32 protein-coding genes are annotated in these 24313 nt (G+C 53.4%); 5 read left to right on the forward strand and 27 right to left on the reverse strand.

The features are described 5' to 3' along the window. Window positions 1-56 precede the first annotated feature (56 nt). On the reverse strand, window positions 57-689 hold the full coding sequence (dhaL, locus tag HNQ64_RS20725; protein ID WP_184212326.1) for a dihydroxyacetone kinase subunit DhaL: 633 nt from the start codon (window positions 687-689) through the stop codon (window positions 57-59). Window positions 690-699: 10 nt separating this feature from the next. After that, complete coding sequence (locus tag HNQ64_RS20730) at window positions 700-1662, reverse strand: beta/alpha barrel domain-containing protein (RefSeq protein ID WP_184212677.1); 963 nt, start codon at window positions 1660-1662, stop codon at window positions 700-702. 101 nt (window positions 1663-1763) lie between these two features. On the opposite strand from HNQ64_RS20730, the gene HNQ64_RS24400 reads away from it, so the two are divergent. Continuing rightward, complete coding sequence (locus HNQ64_RS24400; protein ID WP_184212328.1) at window positions 1764-2582, forward strand: helix-turn-helix domain-containing protein; 819 nt, start codon at window positions 1764-1766, stop codon at window positions 2580-2582. 30 nt (window positions 2583-2612) lie between these two features. Here HNQ64_RS24400 and HNQ64_RS20740 read toward each other — a convergent pair whose 3' ends face one another. Beyond that, window positions 2613-3269, reverse strand: a complete 657-nt coding sequence (locus tag HNQ64_RS20740) for a 3-keto-disaccharide hydrolase (protein WP_184212330.1) — start codon at window positions 3267-3269, stop codon at window positions 2613-2615. A 120-nt stretch (window positions 3270-3389) separates the two neighbouring features. Between HNQ64_RS20740 and HNQ64_RS20745 the strand changes: the two genes are divergently transcribed. The 4 genes from HNQ64_RS20745 (at window position 3390) to HNQ64_RS20760 (ending at window position 7779) form a co-directional block, all read left to right on the forward strand. Next, window positions 3390-4010 (forward strand): L,D-transpeptidase, encoded by a 621-nt coding sequence (locus HNQ64_RS20745; protein ID WP_184212332.1) that lies wholly within the window; start codon window positions 3390-3392, stop codon window positions 4008-4010. A 47-nt stretch (window positions 4011-4057) separates the two neighbouring features. Beyond that, complete coding sequence (locus tag HNQ64_RS20750; RefSeq protein WP_184212334.1) at window positions 4058-5308, forward strand: 4-hydroxy-3-methylbut-2-enyl diphosphate reductase; 1251 nt, start codon at window positions 4058-4060, stop codon at window positions 5306-5308. A gap of 54 nt (window positions 5309-5362) precedes the next feature. Further along, the gene (locus HNQ64_RS20755; RefSeq protein WP_184212336.1) at window positions 5363-5809 is read left to right on the forward strand and encodes a hypothetical protein; all 447 of its coding nucleotides are present in this window, start codon (window positions 5363-5365) and stop codon (window positions 5807-5809) included. Window positions 5810-5895: 86 nt separating this feature from the next. Then, window positions 5896-7779, forward strand: coding sequence for an adenylate/guanylate cyclase domain-containing protein (locus tag HNQ64_RS20760; protein WP_184212338.1), 1884 nt, complete (start codon window positions 5896-5898; stop codon window positions 7777-7779). A gap of 28 nt (window positions 7780-7807) precedes the next feature. On the opposite strand, the gene HNQ64_RS20765 is transcribed toward HNQ64_RS20760, so the two are convergent. The 24 genes from HNQ64_RS20765 to fusA all read right to left on the reverse strand — a co-directional run bounded on the left by HNQ64_RS20765 (window position 7808) and on the right by fusA (window position 24278). Further along, window positions 7808-8368, reverse strand: coding sequence for a response regulator (locus HNQ64_RS20765; protein ID WP_184212340.1), 561 nt, complete (start codon window positions 8366-8368; stop codon window positions 7808-7810). A 1343-nt stretch (window positions 8369-9711) separates the two neighbouring features. Then, complete coding sequence (map, locus tag HNQ64_RS20770) at window positions 9712-10539, reverse strand: type I methionyl aminopeptidase (protein WP_184212341.1); 828 nt, start codon at window positions 10537-10539, stop codon at window positions 9712-9714. A gap of 8 nt (window positions 10540-10547) precedes the next feature. Continuing rightward, complete coding sequence (gene secY, locus HNQ64_RS20775) at window positions 10548-12056, reverse strand: preprotein translocase subunit SecY (RefSeq protein WP_184212343.1); 1509 nt, start codon at window positions 12054-12056, stop codon at window positions 10548-10550. Window positions 12057-12154: 98 nt separating this feature from the next. After that, entirely contained in the window at window positions 12155-12595 is a 441-nt protein-coding gene (gene rplO / locus HNQ64_RS20780; protein ID WP_184212345.1) for a 50S ribosomal protein L15, read from the reverse strand. Window positions 12596-12632: 37 nt separating this feature from the next. Further along, entirely contained in the window at window positions 12633-13166 is a 534-nt protein-coding gene (gene rpsE, locus HNQ64_RS20785) for a 30S ribosomal protein S5 (protein WP_184212347.1), read from the reverse strand. A gap of 18 nt (window positions 13167-13184) precedes the next feature. Then, complete coding sequence (gene rplR, locus HNQ64_RS20790) at window positions 13185-13541, reverse strand: 50S ribosomal protein L18 (protein WP_221305521.1); 357 nt, start codon at window positions 13539-13541, stop codon at window positions 13185-13187. A 16-nt stretch (window positions 13542-13557) separates the two neighbouring features. Next, a complete protein-coding gene (gene rplF / locus HNQ64_RS20795) occupies window positions 13558-14097 on the reverse strand; it encodes a 50S ribosomal protein L6 (protein WP_184212349.1) in 540 nt (179 codons plus the stop codon). A 16-nt stretch (window positions 14098-14113) separates the two neighbouring features. Further along, window positions 14114-14503: a 30S ribosomal protein S8 gene (gene rpsH / locus HNQ64_RS20800; RefSeq protein WP_184212351.1), complete on the reverse strand. Its 390-nt coding sequence runs from the start codon at window positions 14501-14503 to the stop codon at window positions 14114-14116. Between the two features lie 26 nt (window positions 14504-14529). Next, entirely contained in the window at window positions 14530-15117 is a 588-nt protein-coding gene (gene rplE, locus HNQ64_RS20805; RefSeq protein ID WP_184212353.1) for a 50S ribosomal protein L5, read from the reverse strand. A gap of 85 nt (window positions 15118-15202) precedes the next feature. Further along, on the reverse strand, window positions 15203-15478 hold the full coding sequence (gene rplX / locus HNQ64_RS20810; protein WP_184212355.1) for a 50S ribosomal protein L24: 276 nt from the start codon (window positions 15476-15478) through the stop codon (window positions 15203-15205). Further along, window positions 15475-15843, reverse strand: a complete 369-nt coding sequence (gene rplN / locus HNQ64_RS20815; protein WP_133797521.1) for a 50S ribosomal protein L14 — start codon at window positions 15841-15843, stop codon at window positions 15475-15477. Before rplN ends, rplX begins: the two co-directional genes overlap by 4 nt. Window positions 15844-15887: 44 nt before the next feature. Next, window positions 15888-16169, reverse strand: coding sequence for a 30S ribosomal protein S17 (gene rpsQ / locus HNQ64_RS20820; RefSeq protein WP_184212357.1), 282 nt, complete (start codon window positions 16167-16169; stop codon window positions 15888-15890). Window positions 16170-16206: 37 nt separating this feature from the next. Beyond that, window positions 16207-16416: a 50S ribosomal protein L29 gene (gene rpmC / locus HNQ64_RS20825; protein ID WP_184212360.1), complete on the reverse strand. Its 210-nt coding sequence runs from the start codon at window positions 16414-16416 to the stop codon at window positions 16207-16209. Window positions 16417-16435: 19 nt separating this feature from the next. Beyond that, entirely contained in the window at window positions 16436-16855 is a 420-nt protein-coding gene (gene rplP / locus HNQ64_RS20830; RefSeq protein WP_184212362.1) for a 50S ribosomal protein L16, read from the reverse strand. A gap of 46 nt (window positions 16856-16901) precedes the next feature. Next, complete coding sequence (gene rpsC, locus HNQ64_RS20835) at window positions 16902-17738, reverse strand: 30S ribosomal protein S3 (RefSeq protein WP_184212364.1); 837 nt, start codon at window positions 17736-17738, stop codon at window positions 16902-16904. Window positions 17739-17763: 25 nt separating this feature from the next. After that, the gene (gene rplV, locus HNQ64_RS20840) at window positions 17764-18159 is read right to left on the reverse strand and encodes a 50S ribosomal protein L22 (RefSeq protein ID WP_184212373.1); all 396 of its coding nucleotides are present in this window, start codon (window positions 18157-18159) and stop codon (window positions 17764-17766) included. 4 nt (window positions 18160-18163) lie between these two features. Beyond that, complete coding sequence (locus tag HNQ64_RS20845) at window positions 18164-18958, reverse strand: hypothetical protein (RefSeq protein ID WP_184212375.1); 795 nt, start codon at window positions 18956-18958, stop codon at window positions 18164-18166. 33 nt (window positions 18959-18991) lie between these two features. Next, the gene (rpsS, locus tag HNQ64_RS20850; RefSeq protein WP_184212377.1) at window positions 18992-19270 is read right to left on the reverse strand and encodes a 30S ribosomal protein S19; all 279 of its coding nucleotides are present in this window, start codon (window positions 19268-19270) and stop codon (window positions 18992-18994) included. A 31-nt stretch (window positions 19271-19301) separates the two neighbouring features. Beyond that, window positions 19302-20141, reverse strand: coding sequence for a 50S ribosomal protein L2 (gene rplB, locus HNQ64_RS20855; protein ID WP_184212379.1), 840 nt, complete (start codon window positions 20139-20141; stop codon window positions 19302-19304). A gap of 42 nt (window positions 20142-20183) precedes the next feature. Beyond that, window positions 20184-20468, reverse strand: a complete 285-nt coding sequence (gene rplW / locus HNQ64_RS20860; RefSeq protein ID WP_184212381.1) for a 50S ribosomal protein L23 — start codon at window positions 20466-20468, stop codon at window positions 20184-20186. A 1-nt stretch (window position 20469) separates the two neighbouring features. Continuing rightward, the gene (gene rplD / locus HNQ64_RS20865; protein ID WP_184212383.1) at window positions 20470-21078 is read right to left on the reverse strand and encodes a 50S ribosomal protein L4; all 609 of its coding nucleotides are present in this window, start codon (window positions 21076-21078) and stop codon (window positions 20470-20472) included. A gap of 17 nt (window positions 21079-21095) precedes the next feature. Then, window positions 21096-21746: a 50S ribosomal protein L3 gene (gene rplC, locus HNQ64_RS20870; protein WP_184212385.1), complete on the reverse strand. Its 651-nt coding sequence runs from the start codon at window positions 21744-21746 to the stop codon at window positions 21096-21098. Window positions 21747-21782: 36 nt separating this feature from the next. Then, window positions 21783-22091 (reverse strand): 30S ribosomal protein S10, encoded by a 309-nt coding sequence (rpsJ, locus tag HNQ64_RS20875; protein WP_133797533.1) that lies wholly within the window; start codon window positions 22089-22091, stop codon window positions 21783-21785. 36 nt (window positions 22092-22127) lie between these two features. Continuing rightward, on the reverse strand, window positions 22128-24278 hold the full coding sequence (fusA, locus tag HNQ64_RS20880; RefSeq protein ID WP_184212387.1) for an elongation factor G: 2151 nt from the start codon (window positions 24276-24278) through the stop codon (window positions 22128-22130). Window positions 24279-24313: the final 35 nt, after the last annotated feature.

The raw sequence follows: 24313 nt of genomic DNA on the forward strand, positions 1-24313 counted from the left end.
CAGTTTCCCAGCTCCACGTTAAGTGAGACCCAGAGGATCTCAGACACGAGTTCAAGTTAGTCTGCTGCCTTCACAAAGGACAGCATGGTCTGCAACATGATCGTGACCGAACATGCCCCAGCATCTGGAAACCCGATGCAGGCTTCGCCCAGAGTTTTGGCACGGCCAAACTGAGCGATCATCGCTTTGCTAGCTTCCTTACCGGCTTCAGCCGCAGCGGCCACTGCCACCAAAGCTTCCTCCAGAGGCAGCCCGCTGACTTCCTTGGCTTTTTCAGCCGCAGGAGCTAGCGCGTCGATCATGGTCTTGTCACCAGGCTTTGCACCGCCACGCTTCATCACGCCTTCCAGCGCAGCTTGAAGAAAGAGGGCCAGACCTTCGGCATCCAAAACCTCGCGACCTGCCACAGCCTTACCACCAGCACGATAGACCGTACCAAAAAGCGCGCCGGAGGCCCCGCCCATGCTGGTCATCATAGCTGTGCCTGTAGCGACGAAGACTTGCTCCACGCTAGCAGCTTCCATAGGCTCAAGCTGGGCTTTCACCGCTTCCATCCCTCGCTTCATGCCCAGGCCATGATCACCATCACCGAGATCGCGATCTGCCTGAGACAGCATCGGCTCTGCCACAATGATGGCATCCGCCACCTGCAGCATCATGAGCCGGACTTGATTGGGTTTCAGTTCCATGAGGATGATCTTACTTAGTGCCTTTGGCCTTGAGATCGTTGTACATCTGGTAGCCCTGTTCAGGCGTCAGACCTTCATGCACCACTCCTCGCACCGCCTGCATCATGCTGATCGGCGCATCGCTCTGGAAGATGTTTCGCCCCATGTCCACTCCATTGGCTCCCTGCTGGATCGCGTTGTAGCACATGCTCAAGGCTTCCAACTCGGGCAGCTTCTTCCCACCCGCGATCACGATCGGCACTGGGCAGCAGCTCGTCACCGTTTCAAAGTCTTCTTCCGTGTAGTAGCACTTCACCACGTTGGCTCCCAGCTCTGCCATGATGCGCGTGGCCAGGCGGAAATACTGCGCAGTGCGGGCCATCGCACGGCCCACGGCGGTCACGCCCATCACGGCGATGCCGTAACGGCTGGCGGCATCCACCAGGTCGGTCAGGTTCTTCAGGGACTGGCGCTCATAAGCGCTGCCGATGAAGACCTGCACGGCCAGGATGCTGGCATTGAGACGGATAGCTTCCTCAATGTTCAGCGCGGTGCTTTCGTTGGAGAGGGGCTCAAAGCCAGGGCGACCAAACTTGACCTTCTTACCGTCCAGTTCGCCTTCCCACTCTTCAAAGGGGCTGACCATGGAGGTGCCGCCGGAAGCACGCAGGGCGATGGCTTTGCGAGTGGAAGCAGGGATGACGCTGCGCTGGATGCCACGGGTGAGCATCAAACAGTCGGCATAGGGCTCCAGAGGGAGGATGGTCTGGTCCACACGCTCGAGGCCAGTAGTCGGGCCCTGGAAATAACCGTGGTCAAAAGCGAGCATGACGGTGCGGCCGTCCTTGGGATTGAAGACCTGGCTGAGGCGGTTCTTGAGCCCCCAGTCATACTGGTGGGAGCCCTTGAGGAAAAAGCCCGGGGCCTCCTGAGGGATGTTGGCGAAGTATTCCTTCTCTTTCTTGTCTGCTGCGCTGGTGCTGATGTCGGCCATAGTCGTGGTTAGGTTGGAATTAAGGGAGCACATGCTAACCATCCGGCCCTTGTCATCCATGCCACCAATGGCTAGACTTGTGTCGAATTTCGCAATCCACCGTGGAGAAACCCGTTCTTAGCCTCGTTCCCTCAGGCACCGCACACCGTGTGGTGGGAAATCGCGCCGTCGCCCTTCCTGGCGTCACCGTGGACATTCTCACCACGCGCAAAATCGAACTTGAGCAGTGGGAACTACGCCGGTTTCACGATCCCTACTGGCGTCTCTACTGGCCCCTCATCGCAGGTGGCATAGTCGAGATCGACGGCAAGGAAACGCCCCTCATCCCTGGCAGTGTGTATCTCATCCCTCCACACACCACCTTCAGCACCAGCACGCACCAGCCCTTCGCCAAATGGTATGCACATTTTAATTTGGGGCCCCTCGCCGACCGCGCAGCTCCCGGCATCTATCAATTTCCCATCACACCTGAGATGCGGCGGCTGATGCAGAAGCTGACCAAGCCAGCCAGTGAGTTCCATCGCTTCCCCTGGCACTCCATCCTTTGGGTCACTGAGGCCGTGCAATGCCTGCCCGATAGCGTCTGGGAGCAACAGCGGCTCGACGCACGCGTCTTGACGGCGATGGAGTTCATGAATACCCACTTGAGCCTCAAACTGACGGCAGAACAGATCGCCAAATACGCCGGGCTAAGCGTGCGCAATTTGAACCACCTTTTTCAGCAGGAACTCCAGCAGGCCCCCATGCGGGTGCTCTTGGACTATCGGCTGGATGAAGCCTGCCGCCTACTCCGCCATGGCGATACCAGCATTGACGAAATCGCGGAGCAATGCGGCCTCATCAATCGCCACTACCTCAGCCGCATGATGCGTCAGTACCGGAATACCTCCCCGGCTGCTTATCGCAATGAGATGCTCTGATCCAGAAAAGTCGCGATCCCAAAAGTGTGCTTATTTCGCCGCAGGAATGACTTTAAAACGCACGCTCTTGATCGCCGCCATCGTGTTGTAAGTCGTCAAAGAAAGCGGCGCGTAGGCATCAATAGGGCCCTCACGAAGAGCCACTTTTCGTCCTTTGATATCCTGATCCACCACCTGCTTTTCATCCACCCAGACGCTCAGGTTTTCAGGCGTTACCCGGAGACGAATGGTGTACCACTTGTCATCTTCATAACGCTGGTAGGTTCCCGTCGCATTGTTGGCAGCGTTCAGATCATCAATGCTGCTGATGCCCGTCACACTGCCGCCCCAACCACCGCAAACGAGCGTGGCGCATTTTTTCACATCTCCAATAGGGAAAGTCAGACCGCAAAAGAAGTCCACGCCCTGCAACCGCTTGGCCTGCACGGTGATTTCATAATTCGTCAGAGGCAGCTCTTCGACCTTCTTATAAACCACACCACTCAGACTCTCCCCTTGGTTGATGACCATCTGACCGCCTTCCACCGTCACTTCGCCGCTCCCGCCCATGTCCACCGCCTCCCAGTTGGCCATGGATTTGCCATCAAAAAGCACCCACTCTGTTTTTGCAGGGACCTCTTTTGCTCCCTCCTGAGCCACAAGGGAACAGACAACAAGGAGGGAAAGGACGGAGAACAAGAGTTTCATGGACGCAGATAAAGCAATCAAGCTACTAAACGCGGCCATTCGTCAAGAGTACCGACATTTTCTCCACAATAAAAACGAGTGGAGACACGGCTAGAGCATGCTAACCATTTCCTCCCCTGCATGAAAGCCACTACCCCACGTCGTCTCCTCCAAGCCATCGCCCTCGTCGCGGTGGCCGCTACCATGAGCAGCTGCGCCACCAAAAAGCGCGGTAATTTCTCTACCAGCTTTGACCCACCTGCCAAGGCCGTCACCAATCCTTCCGCCGTGAAGGTGAAGCTTAGCACCAGCGCCCAGCGCGTGTACGTCATGCAGGGCAATGAAGTCCTCCTCGCCACCCCTTGCTCGGTCGGCACTGCCAGCACCCCGACCCCTCATGGCACTTTCCGCATTTACAGCAAGCAGGCAAACCGCCGCCGCCAGAGCAGCCCAGGCGCAGGTTACCCGATGAGCTTTTGGATGGAGTTCAAGACCGCCTACGGCATGCACTGGGGCTGGGTGAAACCCTACCCTTGCACCCACGGTTGCGTCCGCCTGCCCATCAAGTCCGCGCAGAAAATCTTCTCCATGGTCCCCCAGGGCGCTCCTCTGATCATCGCCTCCAGCCATCCTGAAGACGCCACCATCGGCAAGACCCTCCCCGTGCTGGATGACTCCACTCTGGCAGACCCTCCGATGAACTACATGCTGAGCCAGCAGGTCTTCGAAGATGCCAAAAAAGGCAAAATTTACACTTACTAAGCTGAGCCCTCTCTGATAGCTCCCCTCCCCTGATTCCGTCTCCACTCATGTCTGCTACCCCTTCAGCTCCCGCCGCCCGCCGTGTCAACGTACGCACGCCGGAAGTCATGGAACGTGTGCAGGCAGAGGTGGAGACCCATTATCGCAGCACCTTGGTCGAGGCCATCCGCGTCCAAGGCAGCGTGATTCAAATTGGCAATACCACGGTCCGTCTGGCCCGCGATTTTGGGTTTTGTTATGGGGTGGAGCGTGCCATTGATCTCGCCTATGCCGCGCGCCGTGTCTTTGCAGACCGGCGCGTTTTTCTCCTCGGGGAAATCATTCACAATCCCGAGGTCAATCGTCAGCTCACCGAGATGGGCATCGTCAGCATCCCCGTCAGTCAGCATGAGGAAGAACTGGCCAAGCTGAACAGTGACGATGTCGTCATCGTGCCCGCTTTTGGCGCGGAGACCAAGCTGATGAAAATCATCGCCGAACGCGGCTGCATGGTTGTCGATACCACCTGTGGGGATGTCATGAGCGTTTGGAAGCGCGTGCGTAACTACGCCAAGAACGATTTCACCTCCATTATCCATGGCAAAGCCAGCCATGAAGAAACCCGCGCCACTTCCTCCCGCGCATTAGGCGACCAAGGCAATGGCCATTACCTCGTCGTTCTCACCCTTTCAGACGTGGATTACGTCTGCGAATACATCCGCCATGGCGGCGATAAAGCCCTCTTTCTAGAACGCTTCAAAGGTGCCAGCGCCCTTTCCGAAGGGTTTGATCCCGACCTACATCTCCAGCGCATCGGAGTGGCCAATCAGACCACCATGCTGAAGTCCGAGACGGAAGAAATCCAGCGCCGCCTTCAAAAGGCCATCGAAGACCGTGATGGCAACGACGCCACACAAAAGAATTTCCAGGTCTTCGATACCATCTGCGGAGCCACCCAGGAGCGTCAAGACTCCCTCTTTCTTCTCCTCCAGCAGCCTCTCGATGTACTGCTCGTCGTCGGTGGTTACAACAGCTCCAATACCACCCACCTTGTGGAAATCGGCGAGCAACAGCTTCCCACATTCTTCATTCGTACAGCCGAGTGCCTGACATCTCTGGAGCAGATCGTCCACTTTGACCTCCACTTGAAAGCGGAAAAAACCAGTTATTCCACTAAACTGGCTGAAGACGGCCCCGTCACCATTGGCATCACCGCCGGAGCCTCTTGCCCGAACAACCTTATCGAAGACACCCTTCTCAGGGTCTTCCAACTTCGCGGCATTTCGCCTGACCAAGTGCGCGCCCAGGTCGGCGTCTAAAAACCCTCATTTGCCTGAGCGAATGAGCCGATTGAGAGCGTTTTTGCCCTCATCATGACACGCTTGCTTTTTCTCCTCGGCCTCTCCGTCCTCCTCAGTTCTTGCTCCCTCGGCTTCAACCGCGAGTGGAAAGCCGCCCTCCGGGCTCCTGTGACCGAAGGCATCGAAGGTGCCTGGGAAGGCACCTGGCAGAGCGAATCCAATGGCCATCACGGCCGCCTGCGCAGCGTCGTGGGCCCCACTAAAAACAAAGAGGGAGATCACGCCTTTCATTATCACGCCACCTGGGCTGGCATCCTTAGCGGCGCTTATCGTGTGGACCACCGCGTGACCCCAGCCACGCCCGCAGGTCAACTACAGTTCCAGGGCCAGCACCAGATGCCCAGTTGGGCAGGCGGCCTCTACACCTACCAAGGAACGGTCAAAGGTGATGACTTCCACGCCACCTACGAGTGCGCTTTGGATAAAGGCAGCTTCCGCATGAAACGCGTCAAAAAGTAGCCTCACCGAAAAGAGTTTGACCCTCCAGCGCAGCTTTCGGCTCGACATGGAGTTAAAGCCTGCAGCACCATCTAGGAGCTGCCTCCATGAAACTCTTTTCCAGTTTTCGAGCGAAGCTCATCTTGACGATCTTTCCTGTCGTCGCCGCCGTGACCACGGGAGCTCTCCTGCTGGCCGAATGGAAATTCAGCGCCACCTATCAGCACCTCTTTGAGGAACAATTTGAGAGCCAAATCAGCGCAGTTACCCTCGCCAAAGATCGGCGTTTTCACGCCCTCTCAACAGTTCTGGAGCGCATGGCGCAAAAAACCGAACTGATCGCAGCGATGAAAGAAGGTGACTACGCCAAAGCAGGGAGAGACCTCCGCCCGGCCTTGGAATCCCTCGCCCAAGAACGACTCCAAAGTGAATTCACCAACATCGGCAGGCTCACCACACAGCCCCATGAACGCAAAGAAGATCACAAACGCCCGTTTCGAGAACCCTCGCGTTCTACGAATAGCGGCCAATCTGCGCCTTTCATTACCCTCATCAATGCCGAAGGCCAATTTGTCATCAATTCACGCACCCGTAGCAATACGATCCCCTTCCCAGGGCAAGCGAATGAAACCCTACAGCTCCGGCGCAACTCAGACCGAATACCCTGGCTCAGCGATCGCAAATTTGAAGAAATCCTTAAACAGCAAGAAGTCGGTTATTTACTGGTCGAAGCCGGCGAACGTCGCGCCGAACAAGTGCGCGAGGTTTTCATCACCCCAGTCAGAGATCCTCAGACCCAGACCTTTCTAGGTGCCTTCGTCTTCGGCCTGCCCCTCCCTGCCATCGCAGACCGCATCCTGTATGAACAAACGCGCCGCAGTGACTACGGCGAAATCATGGGGGGCATCTTCATCGAGGGAAAACTCGTCTCTTCCACAGTTCCTGAAGACCAAAAAAACGTCATCGAAAAAGCCCTCGCAAACGCCCTCGTGCATTCATCCGAAGACAATCAAGAGATCCTTCTCTCTATCGGTCATAGTCAGCATCGGCTCATTTACCGAATTCTCAACCCAGACAGTCCTTTTCCTAAAGCTCTTCAGGTCAATCTATATCCCCTCGCCTCACTCCAGAGAGAGATTCTGGATCTTCGCCGCAGCGCCATCAGCTTAGCCATCATCACCCTTCTCGTCGCTTTCGTGCTCGTCATGCTCATCTCTCGCAGTCTCTCAGGTCCCATCCGGACCCTCGTCACAGCCACTCAGGAGATTGAACGCGGCAATTACGACGTCCGAGTCCCCGTCACGCGAGATGAAGTCGGCCTCCTTGCCCATGCCTTCAATGACATGGCCGCAGGCTTGGCACTCCAAGAAAAGTATCGCAGCATTCTCAATGCCGTCGCAGATCGAACGGTGGCTGAACGCTTGATCGAAAATCGAGAAGCCTTGGGCGGAGAATTAAGAGATGTAGCGATGCTCTTTTGTGACATTCGAGGCTTTACCGCTCTGACTGAGAGAATGCCACCCCATGAAGTCATCGATCTTCTCAACGAGCACATGACTCTGCTCACTCAAGTCGCCTATAACCACGGGGGCATTGTGGATAAATTTGTGGGAGACCTCATCATGGTCCTCTTCGGCGCCCCCATCACCACGGGGCACGATTCTCAACGAGCCGTCGATTGCGCCCAAGCCATGCTCAAAGCACGTCACCACCTCAATCAAAAATGCCGTCACCCACTGGAAATCGGCATCGGCATCGCCACCGGCAATGTCGTCGCTGGCTGCATGGGCTCAGACCAACGCCTCAGCTACACCGTCATCGGACATCGGGTCAACTTAGCCTCGCGTCTTTGCAGCATCGCCCAAGCAGGTGAAATCGTCGTGGATGCAGAAACTGCCCGGAGTTTATCATCCACCACTCCCATCGCCCCCCTTCCCGTCATGCAACTCAAAGGAATTTCCGAGCCCGTGGAGATCTTCCGTATCGCTTGATCACGAAAGTCTCCACGGCATTCAGGCTTTAAACCTCAGCTCCTTTATGACCGAGCTGCTTCACAGCCTTGTTAAGCTGATCATACTCGATCGGCTTCTTGATGACAGTCACGGGTCCATGAGAAAGAATGCGACTCAGGATTTCACTATCTGGATAGCCTGTGATGACCACGATGGGCAGATCCGGATACATCTCCTTGAGCTGGGAATAGACTTCATCTCCAGGGACATCCGGAAGCTTCAAATCCAGGAAAACAAAATCAAAGCGCTGCTTCTTGGCCATACTGATAGCCTCAGCACCCGTGCCAACGACCAAACGTCCAAAGCCTGCTTTCTTTAAAAATTGCTTAAATAAAGCCTGCAAAGCAGGGTCATCGTCAACAACCATCACGGTGGGCTGACCTGACTCGTCCTCTTTACGCAGCACGTCACGATCCAAAAGACTGCGTTTGATACGCCACCGTCCACCAATCTGGACAGCAGGCAACTGACCACGCTGAACAAGATAATAAACGGTAGGCAGGGGAATGCGAAGATACTCAGCAGTCTCTTTGACCGTCATGAGTTCAGGGGAGGTTAATTCAGCCATAAAAAGTATTGTGGTAAAAATGAAGATTGCTGCCTGTCATTGTGAACAACTAAGCAAAATCAGAATTGAGTCGAAGTTGCTATATAATTACCATGACATCAAGCCTATTCTTGCAGATTTTAGTGGTCTTGAAAAATTCCAAACATATCACATTTGAGAAAATGCCCGTAATTGAGCTCTAAGCTCATTCATTTCCAAGAATCCTACCAAATTTGCAATCTTATTAAAGAAACCTTAACATTATTCTAAAGCTTAGAGATCTCAGAATACAAAGCGTTCAAAAACAATCCCACACTGCCTTTATGTGAAACACGGAGTAAGTCCTCCGTGAGGCCAAACAATAGAAAGGCGACCGATTAAAAAGCCAAATCTCGAAAGACTAGTCAGCCAAACCCAACATGGAAGCGAGCCTCCTCTTCAAAAAATCAATAAAACAGATGCATTAAAGAAACGACAGATAAGACAGACTTGGCAGCCATGTTTTCAAAGCGCCAAAGGCCCACGGCTGGATGAAATTCACACTTTCTCCATCACCTTCTCCAATTTTAGCAGCAAGCCCTCCACGGCACGCCGTCCGACAAGAAAAGACTTGAAACCAAACCTTCGACTTATGGATCCAAGACCAATTTCCAAAAAGAGGGCCTGATTGAAAAGGTGGGCGCGGTGCGATGGGTGGCAAGACCAAAGCTCAGGCTGCAATCTTGACGATAACAGCCAAGTCCAGCTTGCGGTGAACGACAACCGTCCCGCCCCGTCGGCGCTTATCGGAAAAGGTTTTTGGAAATCAGTTCAAATACAAGGCACGAGACGAAAAGGGGTCAGAACATGACCACCAAGTTTTAACACTCTAAAGGCCTCAAATGTGACCTCAATCATTCATCAATGTAGGCGTGAAAGAAGCAGGAAGCACACAGATGTGCAGCCGGGAGAAATAATCCGGATTTTCATCAGGGTGGCGAGATCCCACTGGCAGAAATATTCACGTCATCACCATCCTTCACCATGTTCGGATATGGTTTTTAAAATGGGAAGAACTTGTTATTTTTTCAGTTGGCCGGTGAAATCCTACTGAAAACATGCGGCATGACATGACGATTAAAGCCATGAATAAAGAGCTTCTCGTTCGATCACAGAATCCACCCATCTAGTCTAAATTATAGCACCACCTCAGTATGATAACTGAAGGGAGCGAACACTTCGGCCTCCGTTTTCCTCAGGCCTTCATGAGACTATCCGATGACAAGAAAAGTGTTCAGTAAATAAGAAGCTCATAGAGCCCTGTCAGTACCATTGAATAAAAAAAAGCCCTCTGAATGAGGGCCTTTTTGGAAAATACAAATGAATCAGAACAACTCACTCACAGGTAAGGGTGTCAAATCATTGACTCCCTTTGGGAACATGCGCTTGCGGAATGTCAGGATCTCAGGCTCTTTATCTGTCACCAAAACAACATGCTCGAAATGAGCACTCGGTTTACGATCCTGAGTAATCGCTGTCCAATTATCGGAAAGGACTCGTGTTTTGCCCGTTCCCATATTGATCATAGGTTCGATAGCCAACGTCATCCCGGATTTCAGACGGGGACGATCCCCTTTCGTTCCGTAATTCGGGATTTGGGGCTCTTCATGAAGCTTCCGCCCAACACCATGACCCACAAACTCACGGACAACCGTGTAACCATACTGAATCACGTGCTCCTCAACCGAAGCGCAAAGGTCACCTAGCATCCAACCATCACGTGCGTGCCTGATAGCTGCATGCAAAGACTCCTCCGTGGCCGCTAACAGATGCAACGTTTCTTTGGCAACATTACCCATAGGAACGGTGAGAGCGTTATCACCAATCCAGCCATTGTATTCAATCCCGACATCGATTTTCACAATATCGCCATCTTGAATGACACGTGGCCCACCGATGCCATGAACCACCTCCTCATTGATCGAGATACAAATGTGCCCAGGAAACTTCCTGTAGCCTAGAAAGGCACTTTTACATCCACGGGCTTTCATCTCAGCAGCCGCAAACCGATCCACTTCTCCAGTGGTCACACCGACATGAGCCTGAGCTGCCGTCTTCAAAAGGATATCACGGGCCATTTGACAGGCTTCGCGAATCCCCTGTTGCTGAACGCCGTGGCGGATCGGAATTTTGCTACTGCTGAGGAGTCCCATGGATCAAATCACATGCCTTTGTTGTAGATCAGCCAAGCCACTCCCAAAAGAGTGATCAGGGCGATACCGGTCCAAAGAACGGCAACGGTGGTCGGGTTGGCCACTTCACCAGTCTGCTGCATCCGATCAAAGCGGCCACGAATACGACCCTTCTTCAGGAAGCCATCATAGTGGCTCTTGAGCAAGTGAGTTTCGATCTGACGCATCACGTCCAGGACAACACCCACCAAAATGAGAAGGCTGGTGCCACCGAAAAACTGCGCCGTCTGAGGTGCGATGCCCAGCAAGGCACTAATGACACCAGGCATGACATAAAGAGCCGTCAGGAAGATGGCCCCCGCAAAAGTCAGGCGGCTCATCGTGAAATCCAAGAAATCAGCCGTCGGCTTACCTGGACGAATGCCAGGGATGTAACCGCCACTCTTCTTGAGATCTTCAGAGATCTGGGTTGGCTGGAACATGGTCGCTACCCAGAAATAACTAAAGAAGAAAATCAGAGCTGCAGAAAGACCATAATAGATCCAGCCGGAAGCAATCGCCTGAGAAAAGCGCTGCACCCAACCCACATCAGGGAACATCGAAGCGATGATGGAAGATGGGAAAAGCAAGATTGCCTGGGCGAAAATAATCGGCATCACACCAGAATAATTGATCTTCAGAGGCAGATACTGAGTCTGACCACCATAGACCTTGCGGCCCACCACGCGCTTAGCGTACTGAATGACGATTCTACGCGTCGCCTGGGTCAGCGCAATCACACCAGCGATCACCAGGATCATAAACGCCAGGAGGAGCACCAAGGTAGCGGGCTTACTCATGTCACCATCCACGTTACCTACGTAGGTCTGCCACACCTGCACCATCGCACCAGGAAGATCCGAGACGATGTTCACACAGATCAGCAAAGAGACTCCGTTACCAATCCCCCGGTCGGTGATCATTTCTCCCAACCACATCATCAACATCGTTCCTGCTGTAATCGTGATCACTGAAGGAAACACAAAGCTCCAAAAGCCAAAGTCAGGAACCAAAGGACGCTGAAGACGCTCAATCGTCTCATTCAGCCCGCCCAAGAAAATATTTTGACCTGGATTTTGCAATGACTGCGCCAGCAAATAACCCTGGAAAAGGCAAAGCACGATCGTCGCGATTCGCGTATATTGTGTGATCTTCTGCCGTCCACCATCTTCTCGAGCCATCTTACTCAAACGTGGCACCACAGCAGTAAGGAGCTGTAACATGATTGATGCGCTGATGTAGGGCATAATGCCCAGAGCAAAGATGGCACAGTTTTGCAGGCCACCGCCACTGAACACATTCAGCAACGCAGCCACTTGAGCAGCACCTGAACCGGCGTCCGCTGTGCGAGTTTTGATCCACTCATCCAGCACAGTGACATCTACCCCTGGAAGGGTGATAGAAGCACCGATGCGGACGATGACGATCATCGCCAGCGTGAACAGAATTCGGGAACGCAGGTCTGGGACTTTGAAGCTGTTAGCAAAAGCAGAAATCATGAGAAAGGGGAGTATAAGAAAGCGGGCCTAGCCATCTAACAACCGAAAAGGTTGATTGGTGACTGGCCCGCTGACGGGTTGAGTTAGATCTTAAATGATCAAGCTGCGACTGAGCCGCCAGCCTTCTCGATCTTCTCGCGGGCCGAGGCGCTGACATTCTTGATTTCGATGGTCAGCTTGCGGCTGAGGTCACCAGAACCCAGGATCTTAATCGCATCGCAGTTACGGTTAACAATGTTGCTCTCACGAAGCAGAACTTCATTGATCACCGTGCCGTCTTCGAAGGCATTCAAAGCACTCACGTTCACGACTTCATAGACATCGCGGAACTGAGCATTGCTGAAACCCTTTTTGGGGAGACGACGGTGAAGAGGCATCTGGCCACCTTCGAAGCCTGGACGGATACCGGCACCTGCACGGGCTTTTTGACCCTTGTGTCCTTTACAGGAAGTCTTGCCGTGGCCGGAGCTTTCACCGCACCCGATACGCTTGCGGCGCTTTTTCGCCCCTGGGCGAGGTTTGACGTCTTGGAGTTGCATACTGATTTGAAAATTAAACTTTGAACTTGGGGATCAATTACAGAGCTTTCTTCTCTTTGATCTCTTTACCGCGAGCACGCAGGATTTCGTCTTTCGGACGCAGGGCGCCGAGAGCAGCCAGGGTGGCCTTGACAACGTTGGCGTGATTGCTGGAACCTAGCGACTTGCCGATCACGTCTTTCACACCAGCGGCTTCCAGCACAGCGCGGGCTCCACCACCAGCAATGATGCCAGTACCAGGAGTTGCAGGCTTAAGCATGATGCAACCACCACCGTGTTCACCGATCACTTCATGAGGGATCGTGTTATTATTCAGGTGAACGCGATTCATATTCTTGCGGGAAGCTTCAGTCGCCTTCTTGATCGCATCTGCGACTTCGTTAGCTTTACCAAAACCCCAACCCACTTTGCCCTGCTGGTCACCAGCGACGACAAGTGCGGAGAAACTGAAACGACGACCACCTTTAACGACCTTGGCGCATCGATTGATGTGCACCACTTTTTCAATGGAGTCCGGGCGGGAATCGCCAGAGGATTCGCCGTTAGCGGGACTGAATGTAGCTGCTGCCATAAATGGGATTCGTCGAGATTAGAATTTCAAACCTTTTTCGCGGGCGGCGTCGGCAAGCGCTTTCACTTTGCCGTGGTAGGTGAAGCCACCGCGATCGAAAACCACGGCTGTGATATTAGCTGCCAAAGCACGCTCAGCCACAGTCTGCCCCACCTTAGCGGCGGTGACGCTGTTAGCGCGGCTTTCGCCAAAGCCTTTTTCCTTCGTGGAAGCAGACACTAGGGTCTTGCCTGCCACGTCGTCAATCAGCTGAGCATACACGTTGGAGTTCGAAAAATAAACTGCCAAACGTGGACGCTGAGGAGTGCCACTGAGGGTCTTGCGGATGCGCGCGTGGATACGCGAGCGGGTAAGTTTGCGGTTCTTCGCTGCCATGATGACTTTCCTCCTATTACTTCACACTCTTGCCTGCCTTCCGGCGGATTTGCTCGCCTGCATAACGAACCCCTTTGGCCTTGTAAGGCTCTGGTGGGTAATAGGCGCGGATATCAGCGGCGAGCTGCCCGACGACCTGCTTGTCAATACCTTCGATCGCGATCTTGGTGTTATCTGCCACAGTGACTTTCACACCTGCTGGGATCGGATGGAGACGCGGATGCGACTGGCCCAAGTTCAGGTCAATCACATTACCCTTCACCGCAGCGCGGAAACCGACGCCGTGAATTTCAAGGTTCTTTGTGTATCCCTTGCTTACGCCTTCGATCATGTTGCTGATCAAACGCTGGCTGGTGCCATGCATTGCGCGAACTGTGCGGTCTTCGCTAGAACGTGTGACAGAAAGCTCTTTGCCTTCGTTAGTCACTGTAACGCCCTCAGGGAGCGTCCAGGTGAGTTTGCCCTTGGGTCCTTCGACGACCACGCCACCAGTGGCGCTGATCTGCACGGTGACCTTGTCCGGGAGAGAAATGGGTTGTTTACCGACTCGTGACATGATGATGATCCTCGTGTTACCAGATTTGCGCCAGAAGTTCGCCGCCCACTTTGGCTTTCTTCGCACGGGCACCAGTCATGATGCCGCGGGATGTGGACAGGATAGAGATGCCAAGGCCGCCGAGCACGCGAGGGATCTCGGTGGAGCCAACATATTTACGCAGACCAGGCTTGCTGATACGAGTCAGGCTGCGGATGACCGGGGACTTGCCCTGGTACTTGAGTTTCAGTTTGAGACGAGGATGGGTCTCCTTCGTATCCACTTCGTAGCTCCAGATGTAGCCTTCTTCTTGCAAGATACGGGAAAGCTCAGCCTTCATTTTAGAGAAGGGCACGAACACTTCCTGCTGGCCAGCAGAGGCTGCATTGCGGATGCGGGTAAGGAAATCGGAAATCGGGTCAGTCATGGGACGCGGAATATCGGCTGTTAGGATTAAGCGGCGGCTTCGGCGGACTCACCAGGCTTGGCCTGAGCGGTTTTGCCACGGAAAGGCATGCCGAGAGCGCGCAGCAATTCACGCGCATGATCATCGCTATTGGTCGAGGTCACGAAAGTGATATCGAAACCCAGGGTGCGCTTGACTTTGTCGAGCTCGATCTCTGGGAAAATGGACTGGTCACTGATGCCCAAAGTGTAATTGCCACGGCCATCAAAAGCTTTTGGAGCAACACCGCGAAAGTCACGAATACGTGGCACAGCTGTCTTGACCAAACGCATCAAAAAGTCATACATGCGAGTGCCACGAAGAGTCACCTTCACACCGACAGCCTCACCTTCACGCAATTTGAAGTTGGCGATGGCCTTTTTCGAGAGAGTAATGACAGGCTTCTGACCGGTGATCAAAGTCACTTCGTTAACAGCATCTTCAATCGCCTGCTTGCGCTCACCTTGGGAGCCAACGGAGCAGTTGATGACAATCTTCTCAAGCTTAGGGACTTGATGAACGTTTTCGAGAGCGAGCTGCGCTTTGAGCGCATCGCGAACGGTATCTTTATAGAGCTTTTGCAGCAGGGGTTCCATGGATCAGATTTGGCTGAGCTTCCTTTCCTTTGCAGGCCACGCGAAGACGGGGCGCGAAACAAAGGGGGTGAGCATATTCGTTGACTTACTTCTTCTTCGCAACTGTCTTCTTCGTCGTTTTTGCTTTTGTTTCAGCAAGTTTGACGTTGGAGATGTGAATCGGGCCTTCTTGCTCGATAATACCACCGTTTGGGCGCTCCTGAGAAGGCTTTACAGTCTTCTTAATCATGCGTACACCTTCAACAAGAACACGGTTCTTAGCGGTTTGCACTTCGATGATGGTGCCCTGTGCACCTTTATGGGCACCGGAGGTGACGACGACAGTGTCGCCTTTTTTGACGTGGGTCTTGATCTGGCTCATAGCACTTCAGGGGCAAGGGAGACGATCTTCATGAAGTTTTTGTCGCGCAGCTCACGAGCTACAGGACCGAAGATGCGAGTTCCTTTAGGATTGTTGTCTTTGTCAATGATAACGATTGCGTTCCGGTCGAAGCGGAGGATCGAGCCATCATTGCGGCGGATTGGGTGAGCGGTGCGCACGACCACAGCGCGGACGACTTCGCCCTTTTTAACGCTGGCGGTCGGGGTGGATTCACGAACGTGTGCAGTGATGATATCACCGACGTAAGCGAAACGGGTATTCTTCTTGCCGAGCACGCCGATCATTTTGGCGACTCGGGCACCGGTGTTATCGGCCACCGGAATTGACGACTCCATTTGCAACATAACTTTTCTTCCTCAGATGAATGGGTTGAACTGTTTCAGTCTGGTTAGTGCTTCTGCACTTCGACCAGGTTCCAGCGCTTAAGCTTGCTCAGCGGGCGGCATTCGACGATGAGCACTTTGTCACCCACTTTCGCCTGTTCACTTTCATCATGCGCATAGAACTTGGAAGTTTTGCGAATGATTTTCTTGAAACGTGGGTGTGGCACGCGGCGCTCCACCTCGACCACAATGGTCTTGTTCATCTTGTCGGAAACCACCATGCCAACACGTTCCTTGCGGACGGGGGCTTTGATAGGTTGCGCTTCTGCGGTTGTAGCCTCACTCATGATTTTGGAAAAAGGTCAGGGGGATTTCAGTAGAGCCTTAAGCTGCCTTGTTGGCGACGGCATGAGCACGATCCGTGATGACGGTCTCAATGCGAGCCACTTCACGACGAAGGACTTTCAGGCGGGATGGGTTTTCAAGCTGGCCGCTCTGCTGTTGCAGACGAAGGTTCAGCATTTCCTGGCGCAGCTCACGACGACGGGCGTTGAGCTCTTCGACAGACAGTTCACGGAGTTCTTTGATCTTCATGATGGTCAGGTGCGAGGAATTAGATGGAAGCGGCACGGCTCACGAAGCGTGTGCGCAGGCCAAGTTTATTAGCCGCGAGACGGCTGGCTTCACGGGCAGTAGCCTCGTTCACACCGGAGATTTCAAAGAGCATGTGACCAGGAAGCACCACAGCCACCCAAAATTCAGGAGAACCTTTACCTTTACCCATTCGGGTTTCAGGTGGACGGGCTGTGACTGGCTTGTGAGGGAAAATGCGGATAAACACCTTGCCTTTACGCTTGAGGAAACGGTTGATCGCAACACGGCAAGCTTCGATCTGATTGTTTTTGATCCAGCCACGATCCAGTGTCTGCAATCCAAACTCACCGAAGTCGAGTTTGTTGCCACGGGATGCGGTGCCAGAGCGGCTACCACGCTGGGTCTTGCGATGTTTTACACGACTTGGAAGAAGGGCCATAGGTCAACTCCTGTTGGGAATCCTGAAAAGGGGGTTACTTTGAAAATTACTGAGCTGCGGCAGGAGCGGCTTCTGGCTGAGGAGCTGGAGCCTGGGACTGCTGGTAGGAGGACTGGCCTCCCTGTTGATAACGTGGGGGGCCGGAGCGCTCACCACCGCGGCGTCCGATGCCGCCGGCGCCACCACCACCGCTGTTGCGGTCACCACCACGATCACCACGCTCACGGCGGCGGTCGTTGCGAGGTGTGGTGTTTTCAGGAGCGTTGCCACGATTCATCCAAACTTTAACTCCGATGATACCGTAAACCGTGCGAGCTTCAGTGAAGCCATAATCAATCGGGATACGCAGCGTCTGAAGAGGTACCTTACCCTGGCGATACTGCTCAGCGCGAGCAATGTCAGCACCACCGAGACGTCCGGCAACACGGATACGAATGCCTTCGCCACCCATATCCATAGCGGTCTGCACAGCACGCTTCATTGCACGGCGGAAAGAAATACGGCGTTCAAGCTGAACAGCAACGCTTTCAGCAATAAGCTGAGCATCAAGTTCTGGCTGCTTGATTTCGAAGATGTCAATCTTCACCTGCTTGCCACCACACATTTCAGAGACCTTCTGGCTCATCACTTCGATCTCCTGGCCTTTACGGCCGATCACAAGACCTGGGCGGGCTGTGTGAAGAGTCACGCGGACCTGGTTCCAGGCGCGTTCAATGATGATCTTCGACAAGGCTGCCTGCATGAGCTTTTCCTTGAGGTACTTGCGGATAGCAAGGTCGCTGTGCAGAGCATCAGCGTATTCTTTCTCAGGAGCGTACCACTTAGAGCGCCAGTCTTTAGAGACCGCGAGGCGGAAGCCGATTGGATTAACTTTCTGTCCCATAAATCAGTGTGTGGTGTCTGAGTGATTATTCGGCGGCGACTTTGGCCTTAGCAGACCGATTTTTACGGACAGGCTTTTCAGCCTCTTCCGGTTTGGCGCCGAGCACGACGGTAATGTGTGTCATGCGTTTTTTGATTGGAGATGCAGAACCGCGTGCACGTGGCGTGATGCGCTTCAGGGCTGGCCCTGGAGTAGCGACGGCACTGCGGACGACGAGTTCATCGGCATCCAGTTCATGATTGTTTTCTGCGTTGGCGACTGCCGAACGAAGAACTTTGCCCACAAGGAACGCTGCCTTCTTCGGAGTGAAGTCGAGAACGCTGAGAGCTTGTGACACCGGCATACCGGTGATTGCCCGTGTGACTTGACGCGCCTTCTGCGACGAGATGCGGGCGTATTTATAGATTGAACGCACTTCCATAACCTTAGAATGATCTGTTGATATCCACTTTGCCTCTGTCTCCGACCTTCACCGGATCAGCTGCGTTTGCTAACTCCTGAACCACTGCACCGCTTACAGAGCTGCGCACTTCAGTGACGAGGATTTTTGCGATGGGTTTGTCCTCGCGATAAATTTCAAATGGCATCCCAGGCTTTACGCCATCACGGGATCCAACTGACAAAACGGCAATGCCAAGATCTGGCTTAAGACTTACAATGCGAGCGTCTTGCAGATTAGCGGGCTCACTAGAAGCTTCGCTGCTAGGGGTTGCTGCCGCAGTAAGAACTGCTTCAGCTTTAGAAAGAGCCTTCGAAAGGCGGTCACTGGAAGCTGCATCCGGTGTTTGCACCGTTTTAGCGAACTGCAGAGAGGCCTCGGCTAGCTCCATCAAGCTGTCAGCCAGCTTTTGTCGAGAAGTTTCAGCAATCCGAAGATCGCTAAGAGAAGAGAGCAGACGCCCCTGCGTCTGATCGGTTGAGTTTTCCAGAGCCGCGATGCCAAGACCTTCAAGGAGACTACGAAGTCTCTCATAGCGATCTTTGAGCTCGTTGGCTTCCTGGTTTGCAGCAGCCGCGCTTTGCGTCAGTGCATCGGTTTTGTCTTTTGAAGCCGCTACCTGGGCTTCCAGAGCTTGAATCTTCTGAGCAGCAACCTGCAAAGTCATGTTCAACTCCTGAACTTCAAAAGCTGTCTGCGCCTGCGCACCACCTAACACTGCCACCGCTGCAAAAAGCAGCGAAGCGCGCCGGGCTAGATGGTGATGAAGACGAGAAAACATGAAATTCAGAAGTAAACGATGCGCTTTTAAAGATTACTTAGCAGCCTTCACGGTATGCGCGCCATGGCCCTTGAATATACGAGTCAAAGCGAATTCGCCGAGACGGTGTCCCACCATGTTTTCCGTGACGTAAACGCTCACGAAGTCCTTACCGTTGTGCACCAAGAAGGTGTGACCGACAAGGTCAGGAGTGATCATCGAACTGCGAGCCCAGGTTTTCACCGGGCGCTTTTGTCCCGCGTCGTTGAGCTTGTCCACTTTGTCGAGCAGGGCTTGCTGGACAAAAGGTCCTTTTTTGAGTGAGCGTGCCATAGGGCTATTGAATCAGGATTCGGAAAAGAGGTTACTTCTTGGCGTGGCGAGTCTGAACAATCAACTTGTTCGTCGCTTTCTTCTTGTTGCGGGTCTTCTCACCCTTCGCATGACCCCAAGGGCTGAGAAGGTGCTGACGACCACCACCGGACTTGGAACGACCTTCACCACCACCGTTCGGGTGGTCAATCGGGTTCATACACATACCACGGACGGTTGGGCGGGTGCCTTGCCAGCGTGTGCGGCCAGCCTTACCGGAAACCACATTCATGTGCTCTGTGTTGCCGACCTGACCGATCGTCGCGTAGCACTCAGCGTGAATCTTGCGAATTTCGCCAGAAGGCATTCGCACCAGGGCGTATTCACCTTCACGGTTGGAGAGGATGGCAGCCTGACCAGCAGCGCGGGCGGCAACGCCACCACGACCCTGAGTCAATTCCACATTGTGGATAGAAGTTCCAAGAGGGATTTTGCGCAGAGGAAGGGCATTGCCAACATCTGGAGCAGCCTTTTCACCTGCCATCACACTTGCACCCACCTGGAGGTTGTTTGGAGCAAGGATGTAGGCGCGTTGGCCGTCCTTGTATTCCACAAGTGCAATACGTGCGGAGCGATTAGGATCGTATTCGATAGCAATCACTTTAGCGGCTTCATCACGGCGGACACGTTTGAAATCAATCAAACGGTAGCGGCGCTCATGACCACCACCAATGTGGCGAGTCGTGATACGACCAGTGTTATTGCGACCGCCGGACTTACGAAGAGCAACGGTGAGGCTGCGCTGCGGGGTGTCCTTAGTGATCTCCTCAAAGGAGTTCCACTCCTTGTAGCGATTGGACGGGGTATTAGGCTTGAAAGTTTTCAGCGCCATGGCTCTGCGTCTTTCTGTTTAAAGGGTTACCGAAATTGAGGATTACACGAGGTCGATGCGCTCGCCGTCTTTCAGACGCACGATGGCCTTTTTCCAGTGATTGGTGCGGCCAGAATCAGCACGACGTTCGCGACGGGCTTTGCCTGCATAGTTGGCGGTGCGGACAGCTTCAACTTTCTTGCCGAAGTGTTTTTCAACCGCTTGCTTAATCTCAAGCTTGTTGGCCCTTGGATGGACGACGAACACATATTCATTGTTCGTTTCGCCAAGCATCGTGGCTTTCTCAGTGAGACGGATCGTTTGGATGATCGTTTGCGGATCTTTCATATTAGACTGCAGTCCTCCGGGCAAGGATTGGGAGAGAGTCAGCGATCACCAGAACCTGCGGATAAAGCAGCAGATGTTCTGCATTGACCTCTTCAGCGGAAATGAGCTGGACATTCTGCACGTTGCGTGCGGAGCGGAAGGTCAGTTCGTCGAACGCGCCGACGATCAGAGTCTTCTTAGCGGTGGAGAGAGCCGAAACGGCACTCACGAAACTTTTGGTCTTGCCGTCACTGACGGCAAAGCTTGGGATAGTGGAGATACCACCATCAGTAATGCGGGCAGTAAGAGCCGTGCGGAAGGCGAGCTTACGAACGTTCTTGGTGGTCTTCTTGGACCAATCGCGGGTCTTTGGACCGAAGACGACACCACCACCAGACCAGATTGGGGAGCGCTTGCTGCCCATACGAGCATTACCAGTGCCCTTCTGATTCCAGAGTTTCGAGCCGGAGCCGGAAACTTCTGCGCGGGATTTAGTGTGGGCGTTACCCTGGCGACGGTTGGCGCGGTAGGCGACGAGGACGTCGTTAAGTGCTTGCTTGCCCTGATGACCCTCAACGAGGTTCAAGCTGGCCTGCTTGGCGCTTTCAGTGGAAAGTACGGTTGCTGACATGATTCAATTCCTCGGGGTTACTTGGCTGGAGCAAGCTTTTTCTTGGCAGGGCGCACCACGACGATGCTGCCTTTGTTACCAGGAATAGCTCCGCTGATGAGAAGCACGCCTTCTTCAGGACGGCTCTGGATGACTTTCAAATTCTGGGTGGTCACACGATCCACACCGTCATGACCTGGCATCTTCTGGTTTTTCCAAACAAGACCTGGGGTCAAGCGGCAACCAATGGAACCTGGACGACGATGCATCATGGAACCGTGCGTTTGCGGTTGACCAGCAAAGTTCCAACGTTTCACAACGCCTTGGAAACCTTTACCCTTGGTCGTCCCGATCACGTCCACCCACTGACCAGGGCTGAAAAGGCTAGCATCGATTTTTGCATCAGCAGCAGGGAGCTGATCATCAGAAGTCACACGGAATTCCTTGATGATGCGTTTGGGGGCGACGCCATGCTTCTTGAAGTGGCCCAGCACCGGCTTGGTCATGCGGCTTTCCTTCTGGTCATCATAACCAAGCTGAACTGCACTGTAACCATCCTTACCGGATGCCTGTTTCACCTGGACCAAAGCGTTTCCGCTAACATCCACAACTGTGACGGCGATGGCTTCGCCTTTGTCGGTATAGACTTTCGTCATGCCGATTTTTTTGCCAATCAATCCTAAAGACATAGTGATTTACCTCTTGGGGTCGTTCGAAGAGTGGAACTAGATTTTGATCGTGATGTCCACGCCGGAAGGGAGATTGAGCTTCTTCAGCTCATCCACTGTGCGGGATGTTGGGTCCACGATGTCAAGCAAACGCTTGTGGGTACGGATTTCGAACTGGTCCATGGACTTTTTGTCCACGTGCGGGGAACGGTTCACGGTAAACTTCTCGATGCGGGTCGGAAGAGGGATCGGGCCGGCCACTTTGGCACCCGTGCGCTTCGCTGTCTCTACGATGTCGGCAGTGCTCTTATCAAGCACGCGGTAGTCGTAAGCGCGGAGGCGGATTCTGATTCTCTGATTGCTCATGGCGTGTGTCCGTGAATGGTTATCTTTTAAAGGGTCTTAGTTCTTGGCACCGCCGCGCTGCTCGACGATCTGCTCAACGATCTGCTGTGGCACCTGCTCGAAGTGGGAAGGCTGCATGGAGTAGCTAGCACGACCGGAAGAAAGGGTGCGGATGGTGGTAGAGTAACCAAACATCTCAGCCAGAGGCACTTCGGCACGGATGATGGCAGTCGTACCGCGGGTATCAATACCCTGGATCTTACCACGGCGACGGTTAAGGTCACCCATGATATCACCTTGATAATCTTCTGGCGTAGAAGCTTCAACAGCCATGATTGGCTCAAGGAGGATGCACTTAGCTTTTTTCAGAGCATCTTTGACGGCGAAAATAGCCGCCATCTTGAAAGCGTTTTCGTTGGAGTCCACATCGTGACTGGAACCATCCACCAGATCAATATGCATATCGATCACGGGATAACCGGCGATGATGCCATTCAGAGCTGCTTCGATACAACCAGCTTTAGATGGGTTGATGAACTCTTTCGGAATGCTGCCGCCAACAGTCTTGTTTTCGACAACGATACCAGAACCTTTTTCACCAGGACGGACCTTGATCACCACGTGACCATACTGACCACGACCACCAGACTGCTTGACAAGCTTGCCATCGCCATCGGCTTCCTGTGTGAGTGTCTCACGGTAGGCGATCTGTGGCTTACCTGTGTTGGTTTCCACTTTGTGCTCACGCTTGAGGCGATCGCAAAGAATTTCAAGGTGAAGCTCACCCATGCCAGCAATGATGGTCTGGCCAGTCTCTTCGTCTGTCTTGACGAAAAAGGTTGGATCCTCTTCAGAAAGGCGCTGCAGAGCATTGCCCATTTTTTCCTGGTCACCCTTAGTCTTCGGCTCAACAGCCATGGAGATCACAGGCTCAGGGAAGGTTGGAGGCTCGAGAAGAACATCCAGGCTTTCATCGCAGAATGTGTCACCAGTGCGCACATCTTTCACACCAACGAGAGCAGCGATATCACCGGAGTAACAGCAATCAATGTCCTTGTGGACGCTGGCCTGAATCTGAATCAAACGGCCAACGCGCTCAGACTTACGGGTACGTGGGTTGTAGATAGTGTCACCTTTACGGACACAGCCGGAGTAAACGCGGAAGAAAACCAAACGACCGAACTTGTCAGACCAAAGTTTAAAGCCAAGAGCAATGAACTTACCATTGTCATCCGGGATCGCCTCGATTTCATTTTCAGGCTCGTCAATGACATGGCCTTTCTGAGGCTCAATGTCGAGAGGTCCCGGAAGGTAGTCGATGACAGCATCGATCAAATACTGAACACCTTTGTTCTTGAATGCCGAACCACCCGCCATTGGGATGATCTTGTTGGCAATCACGCAACGGCGAAGGCCTTCTTTGAGCTGCTGAATGGAAATCGGCTGTTCTTCGAGGAACATCATGCCAATTTCTTCATCGTGGCTGCAAACTTGATCCAACAGACCTTCGTAGGCTTCTTTTGCTTTGGCAATTTCAGCGCCTTCAAGGTCACGAACTTTGTAAGTAGAACCGAAACGGTCATCATCATTGTAAATGATGGCTTTCTGGTTCACCACGTCAATCTGGCCAGACAAATTATCTTCAGCACCAATCGGAATCAGGATTGGCCAGGCATTGGCCCCCAGTTTTTCACGGACATCTTTGACAACGTTTTCAAAGTTGGCACCCGTGCGGTCCATCTTATTAACGAAAGCGATACGAGGAACGCTGTATTTTTCAGCCTGACGATAGACTGTCTCGGACTGCGGCTGCACACCTGCCACACCGCATAGAACGAAAATTGCACCATCCAGAACACGAAGAGAGCGCTCGACTTCGGCGGTGAAATCCACGTGCCCTGGGGTGTCAATGATGTTGACACGCATGTCTTCATTCTCACGCAGCTTGAAGATACCCTCTTCTTTAAGCTGTTTCCAGCGAGCTGTTACAGCGGCGGAAGTGATGGTGATGCCACGCTCTTTTTCCTGCTCCATCCAGTCGGTGGTAGCAGCGCCATCATGAACTTCACCAATTCTGTGAATCATCCCTGTGTAAAACAGGATACGCTCAGTCAGAGTGGTCTTGCCCGCGTCAATGTGAGCACAGATCCCGATGTTACGGGTGCGCTCCAGAGGATATTCGCGGCTGGGGGAGTTAGGATTCGACATGTGACAGAAGAAGTGTGGTGTGAGCGAGCAGCGTG

The sequence above is a fragment of the Prosthecobacter dejongeii genome (assembly GCF_014203045.1).
GTDB classification, from domain to species: domain Bacteria; phylum Verrucomicrobiota; class Verrucomicrobiia; order Verrucomicrobiales; family Verrucomicrobiaceae; genus Prosthecobacter; species Prosthecobacter dejongeii.

Bases quoted from the DNA above. Each gene is read 5' to 3' on its own strand.
- rpmC (WP_184212360.1), bottom strand. From the start codon at position 16,416: ATGAAGATCAAAGAACTCCGTGAACTGTCTGTCGAAGAGCTCAACGCC.
- rpsC (WP_184212364.1), bottom strand. From the start codon at position 17,738: ATGGGACAGAAAGTTAATCCAATCGGCTTCCGCCTCGCGGTCTCTAAA.
- rpsH (WP_184212351.1), bottom strand. From the start codon at position 14,503: ATGACTGACCCGATTTCCGATTTCCTTACCCGCATCCGCAATGCAGCC.
- HNQ64_RS20730 (WP_184212677.1), bottom strand. From the start codon at position 1,662: ATGGCCGACATCAGCACCAGCGCAGCAGACAAGAAAGAGAAGGAATAC.
- rplD (WP_184212383.1), bottom strand. From the start codon at position 21,078: ATGTCAGCAACCGTACTTTCCACTGAAAGCGCCAAGCAGGCCAGCTTG.
- rpsS (WP_184212377.1), bottom strand. From the start codon at position 19,270: ATGGCACGCTCACTCAAAAAAGGACCTTTTGTCCAGCAAGCCCTGCTC.
- rplX (WP_184212355.1), bottom strand. From the start codon at position 15,478: ATGAGCCAGATCAAGACCCACGTCAAAAAAGGCGACACTGTCGTCGTC.
- rplB (WP_184212379.1), bottom strand. From the start codon at position 20,141: ATGGCGCTGAAAACTTTCAAGCCTAATACCCCGTCCAATCGCTACAAG.
- HNQ64_RS20745 (WP_184212332.1), top strand. From the start codon at position 3,390: ATGAAAGCCACTACCCCACGTCGTCTCCTCCAAGCCATCGCCCTCGTC.
- HNQ64_RS20750 (WP_184212334.1), top strand. From the start codon at position 4,058: ATGTCTGCTACCCCTTCAGCTCCCGCCGCCCGCCGTGTCAACGTACGC.
- dhaL (WP_184212326.1), bottom strand. From the start codon at position 689: ATGGAACTGAAACCCAATCAAGTCCGGCTCATGATGCTGCAGGTGGCG.
- rplN (WP_133797521.1), bottom strand. From the start codon at position 15,843: ATGTTGCAAATGGAGTCGTCAATTCCGGTGGCCGATAACACCGGTGCC.
- rplF (WP_184212349.1), bottom strand. From the start codon at position 14,097: ATGTCACGAGTCGGTAAACAACCCATTTCTCTCCCGGACAAGGTCACC.
- rplP (WP_184212362.1), bottom strand. From the start codon at position 16,855: ATGGCCCTTCTTCCAAGTCGTGTAAAACATCGCAAGACCCAGCGTGGT.
- rpsJ (WP_133797533.1), bottom strand. From the start codon at position 22,091: ATGAGCAATCAGAGAATCAGAATCCGCCTCCGCGCTTACGACTACCGC.
- HNQ64_RS20765 (WP_184212340.1), bottom strand. From the start codon at position 8,368: ATGGCTGAATTAACCTCCCCTGAACTCATGACGGTCAAAGAGACTGCT.
- HNQ64_RS20760 (WP_184212338.1), top strand. From the start codon at position 5,896: ATGAAACTCTTTTCCAGTTTTCGAGCGAAGCTCATCTTGACGATCTTT.
- rpsQ (WP_184212357.1), bottom strand. From the start codon at position 16,169: ATGAGTGAGGCTACAACCGCAGAAGCGCAACCTATCAAAGCCCCCGTC.
- HNQ64_RS20740 (WP_184212330.1), bottom strand. From the start codon at position 3,269: ATGAAACTCTTGTTCTCCGTCCTTTCCCTCCTTGTTGTCTGTTCCCTT.
- rpsE (WP_184212347.1), bottom strand. From the start codon at position 13,166: ATGGCAGCAGCTACATTCAGTCCCGCTAACGGCGAATCCTCTGGCGAT.
- secY (WP_184212343.1), bottom strand. From the start codon at position 12,056: ATGATTTCTGCTTTTGCTAACAGCTTCAAAGTCCCAGACCTGCGTTCC.
- HNQ64_RS20755 (WP_184212336.1), top strand. From the start codon at position 5,363: ATGACACGCTTGCTTTTTCTCCTCGGCCTCTCCGTCCTCCTCAGTTCT.
- rplV (WP_184212373.1), bottom strand. From the start codon at position 18,159: ATGGAAGTGCGTTCAATCTATAAATACGCCCGCATCTCGTCGCAGAAG.
- rplW (WP_184212381.1), bottom strand. From the start codon at position 20,468: ATGAAAGATCCGCAAACGATCATCCAAACGATCCGTCTCACTGAGAAA.
- rplO (WP_184212345.1), bottom strand. From the start codon at position 12,595: ATGCAACTCCAAGACGTCAAACCTCGCCCAGGGGCGAAAAAGCGCCGC.
- rplE (WP_184212353.1), bottom strand. From the start codon at position 15,117: ATGGAACCCCTGCTGCAAAAGCTCTATAAAGATACCGTTCGCGATGCG.
- HNQ64_RS20845 (WP_184212375.1), bottom strand. From the start codon at position 18,958: ATGTTTTCTCGTCTTCATCACCATCTAGCCCGGCGCGCTTCGCTGCTT.
- rplC (WP_184212385.1), bottom strand. From the start codon at position 21,746: ATGTCTTTAGGATTGATTGGCAAAAAAATCGGCATGACGAAAGTCTAT.
- map (WP_184212341.1), bottom strand. From the start codon at position 10,539: ATGGGACTCCTCAGCAGTAGCAAAATTCCGATCCGCCACGGCGTTCAG.
- rplR (WP_221305521.1), bottom strand. From the start codon at position 13,541: ATGGCAGCGAAGAACCGCAAACTTACCCGCTCGCGTATCCACGCGCGC.
- fusA (WP_184212387.1), bottom strand. From the start codon at position 24,278: ATGTCGAATCCTAACTCCCCCAGCCGCGAATATCCTCTGGAGCGCACC.